Origin of the sequence: Nocardioides sp. AX2bis (assembly GCF_902506435.1) — a bacterium.
GTDB lineage: Bacteria > Actinomycetota > Actinomycetes > Propionibacteriales > Nocardioidaceae > Nocardioides.
On record NZ_LR733227.1, the window covers coordinates 1 to 2,876 of the forward strand.

Sequence of the window (2,876 nt, forward strand, 5' to 3'; positions counted from 1 at the left end):
GCGCGAGCACCTGGTGCGACTGGCCGCCGCCGCCGGTTCGGCGGTGGCGGCCCCGGCGGAGCCGGCCGCCGCCCTGCGCGGGTGGGCCGGCGCCGGGCTGGTGCTGGTCGGGACCGACGCGGCGGCGGAGCTGGTCTCCCTGAGCCCGGCGCGGCGCGGGGCGGTGCACCTGGTCACCTGGCCGCCGGTGCCGGACGACGCCTACCGCGACGCCCTCACGCTCGGGGCCGAGGACGTCCTGGACCTGCCGCGCTGCGACGGCTGGGTCAGCGACCTGGTCGCCGACGCGGCCGAGCCGCCCGGGGGCGCCGAGGGGCCGACCGGGCGGCGCGCGGCGCGAGGGGCGAACCCGGCCGTGGTGGGCGTCCCGGACGGCCCCGGCGTGGTCGTCGGCGTCGTGGGCGGCAGCGGTGGCGCGGGGGTGACCACCCTGGTCGCCGCGCTCGGCCAGGTGGGCTCGGGCCGCGGCCGCACGCTGCTGGTCGACCTCGACCCGCACGGACCGGGCCTGGACCGGGTGGTCGGCCTGGACGACCGGCCCGGGGTCGGGTGGGACGACCTGGACCGGAGCGCCGGCCGGCTCGGCGCCCGTGCCCTGAGGGAGGCGGTGCCACGGCAGGGCGACCTCGGCGTGCTCACCTGGCGGGACGGCGGCCGCACGACCGCACCGCCGCCGGGCGTGGTCGGCGCCGTCCTCGACGCCGCCCGCCGGGGCCACCGGCTGGTCGTGGTCGACCTCGCCCGGCAGGTCGCGACCGGCGGCGACGTGCTGACCCGGCTCGACCGGCTGCTGGTGGTGGCCCGACCGGGTCTGGCGCCCGCCGCCTCGGCGGTCCGGCTGGTCGACGCCCTCGCCGGGCGGACCGCGCCGCTGCTCCTGGTGCGCGGGGACCCGGTGGCCGCCGGCCGGCTGGAGCGCGCCACGGGGCTGCCCCTGCTGCTGAGCATGTCCGACCAGCGCGGGCTGGCCGAGTCGGTCGACCTGGGGTTCGGCCCGGTGCGCCACCGCCGGGGCGCCCTGGGTCGCGCTGCTGCGGAGGTGCTGACGCTGCTGGCCGTCCGCGGGCCGTCCGGTCTGGTGGCGTGACCACCGTGGACGGGGTGGTGGCCGGGATCGCCGTGGGCAGGTCGGTCGGGCCGAGGGGCGGGTCGACGGGCGGGTCGACGGGCGGGTCGACGTGGGCGGTGGAGGTCGAGCGAGTGCGCGACCTGCTGGCCGGGGAGCCCGGGGACCTGACACCGCACCGCGTCGCGGCGGCCCTCCGGGCGACCGGCGGCCCGGTCGGCGACGCCACCGTGCTGGCTGTCTTCGAGGAGCTCCGCCGCGACGTGGTCGGGGCGGGTCCGCTGGAGCCGTTGCTGCGGCTCGACGGCGTCACCGACGTCCTGGTCAACGGGTGCGAGCCGGTCCGGGTGGACCGCGGGTGCGGGCTGGAGGCGACCGACGTGGTGCTGCCCGACGAGGCCGCCGTCCGGCGACTGGCACAGCGGCTGGCCGCGCTCGGGGGCCGACGCCTCGACGACGCCACGCCGTACGTCGACGTCCGGCTGCCCGACGGCACCCGCTGCCACGCGGTGCTGGCGCCGCTGGCGCGGCCCGGGTCCTCGATCTCGCTGCGGCTGCCGCGGCGCGAGGCGCCGGACCTGGCCGGACTGGTCGCGCTGGGGATGATGGATGCCGAGGTGGCCTCGCTGCTGCGCGACGTGGTGGCGCGGCGCCTGGCCTTCCTGGTGACGGGCGGGACCGGCACGGGCAAGACGACGCTGCTCGCGGCGATGCTGGGCGAGGTGGACCCGGCGGAGAGGCTCGTCGTCGTGGAGGACTCCTCCGAGCTGCGGCCCCGCCACCCGCACGTCGTCGGCCTCGAGGCCCGGCTGGCCAACGCCGAGGGGGCCGGTGCGGTGGACCTGCGCACCCTGGTGCGGCAGTCGCTGCGGATGCGCCCCGACCGGGTCGTCGTCGGTGAGGTGCGGCTTCTCCTGTGAGTGTCCTGCGCTCCGACCGGGACACCTGGCTCTACTCGGGACACTGACTTGTCCGGCCAGGACACTCCGACCGGGCCCAAGACTCTCCCCGAGACACTTGTCGTGCAGACCACTGAACGATGTGGGCGCGGGGTGCCGCGCGAGGGGGTAGGAGTCCGTCTGCGCGTTCGTGGTGTTGCTGGCGCTCGTCAGAGTCCTCGCCATGCGCGGTAGATCTCCCGGAACGCGGCGCCGTCTTCGGCGTGGCGGATGCAGAGCGCCAGGAGGACTACTTCGATGACGAGGAACGGCACGGCGAGAACCATCCACAGGACCAGCGCAACAGTGCTCTCGGTGAGCGCGGCGGTGATCCCGGTCGCTGCGAGCGACCCGAACGCGGCGGTGTTCGACATGTGACATCCCCTCGGGCATGCAGAAGGCCCGCACGGTGGCGGGCCTGGACAGGTCGAGCTGTTGAGTTGTGGGGGTTAGGACGCCGGTGGGCGTCTTCGGAAGTGGGTGAGGTGTGACCGGTCAGGGCGGCTTCAGGGGTGTCTCCGTTCTGTGTGGGTCGGAGTCAGCGGCGGCGGGCGGCGTCGTAGATGTCGACGAGTCGGTACATCTGTTGGCGCCTGGGGTGCTCGCCGGTTCTTGGGGTGGGCTGGAGGTGCCCGCGGTGGACCCAGGATCGGATGGTCGCTGGGCGCAGTCCGAGGAGCGCGGCTGCCTCAACGGTGGTGATGAGGCTGTCGGGTGTGGTGGCCGCGAGCTGGTGGATGGTGCGGGTGCCGGCGCCGGCCAGGCGGATGTGGCGGGCGTTGGGGTCGGGTCGGTGGTTGCCTCGTTCACGACCGGCGATGAGGTCGGCAATGTCGACGCCATCTGGCCCGGCGGGCCCGCGGCCGGGACGG

General features: G+C 76.3%; 4 protein-coding genes. 2 read left to right on the forward strand and 2 right to left on the reverse strand.

The genetic code is table 11. From position 1 onward, the window contains the following. Both ssd and GV155_RS19715 read left to right on the forward strand, forming a co-directional pair. Positions 1-1,087, forward strand: a 1,087-nt coding sequence (gene ssd, locus GV155_RS19710; RefSeq protein WP_160011920.1) for a septum site-determining protein Ssd, incomplete at its 5' end; no start/stop codon positions are given. Then, a complete protein-coding gene (locus tag GV155_RS19715; protein ID WP_328820830.1) occupies positions 1,084-1,986 on the forward strand; it encodes an ATPase, T2SS/T4P/T4SS family in 903 nt (300 codons plus the stop codon). The genes ssd and GV155_RS19715, both read left to right, overlap by 4 nt. Before the next feature lie 188 nt (positions 1,987-2,174). Here GV155_RS19715 and GV155_RS19720 read toward each other — a convergent pair whose 3' ends face one another. Further along, complete coding sequence (locus tag GV155_RS19720; protein ID WP_160011922.1) at positions 2,175-2,378, reverse strand: hypothetical protein; 204 nt, start codon at positions 2,376-2,378, stop codon at positions 2,175-2,177. Between the two features lie 164 nt (positions 2,379-2,542). Next, a partial coding sequence (locus GV155_RS20550) for a helix-turn-helix domain-containing protein (protein WP_201300387.1) occupies positions 2,543-2,876 on the reverse strand: 334 nt, incomplete at its 5' end.

Coding starts and splice junctions, on each gene's coding strand:
- GV155_RS19720 (WP_160011922.1), bottom strand. CDS start 2,378: ATGTCGAACACCGCCGCGTTCGGGTCGCTCGCAGCGACCGGGATCACC.